Below are 640 nucleotides of genomic sequence, written 5' to 3' on the forward strand. Positions count from 1 at the left end.
TTTCTCTTCCTCAGGGTACTTAGATGTTTCAGTTCCCCTGGTGTGCCTCCATGTTACCTATGTATTCAGTAACAGGTGACTGGGCATTACCCCAGCCGGGTTTCCCCATTCGGACATCCCCGGATCAGCGCCTGCTTACGGCTCCCCGAGGCATTTCGTCGTTCGCCACGTCCTTCTTCGGCTCCTAGCGCCTAGGCATCCTCCGTGCGCTCTTAGTAGCTTAACCAGTTGATGCTGCCTTGCGGCATCATCGATTACATCGTTAATCTCAGCTAAGAGATGTTTCGCAATGTTCATATCCAGTTTTCAAGGTGCAAAGGTTTGTTGGTGGAGCCAAGCGGGATCGAACCGCTGACCTCCTGCTTGCAAGGCAGGCGCTCTCCCAGCTGAGCTATGGCCCCGTAAAGGGAATGGTTGGCCTTAGTGGACTCGAACCACCGACCTCACCCTTATCAGGGGTGCGCTCTAACCAGCTGAGCTAAAGGCCATTATGCAAATTTAGGCTCAAAAAGAACCCGCTTGGCAACGTCCTACTCTCCCAGGACCCTGCGGTCCAAGTACCATCGGCGCTGGAGGGCTTAACGGTCGTGTTCGGGATGGGTACGCGTGGTTCCCCTCCGCCATCGCCACCAAACGGATG

The 640-nt window shown here is 55.2% G+C and carries 2 tRNA genes and 2 rRNA genes; all 4 read right to left on the reverse strand.

From position 1 onward, the window contains the following. Positions 1-226: ribosomal RNA gene (locus ACFPB1_RS27395) — 23S ribosomal RNA — on the reverse strand; the annotation flags it as partial. A 99-nt stretch (positions 227-325) separates the two neighbouring features. Beyond that, a tRNA-Ala gene (locus ACFPB1_RS27400) sits at positions 326-401 on the reverse strand. 10 nt (positions 402-411) lie between these two features. Further along, positions 412-488, reverse strand: a tRNA-Ile gene (locus ACFPB1_RS27405). A 29-nt stretch (positions 489-517) separates the two neighbouring features. Next, positions 518-634 (reverse strand): 5S ribosomal RNA (gene rrf / locus ACFPB1_RS27410). Positions 635-640 lie beyond the last annotated feature (6 nt).

The organism is Paenibacillus sp. GCM10023250 (assembly GCF_042653205.1).
Taxonomy (GTDB): Bacteria; Bacillota; Bacilli; order Paenibacillales; family Paenibacillaceae; genus Paenibacillus_Z.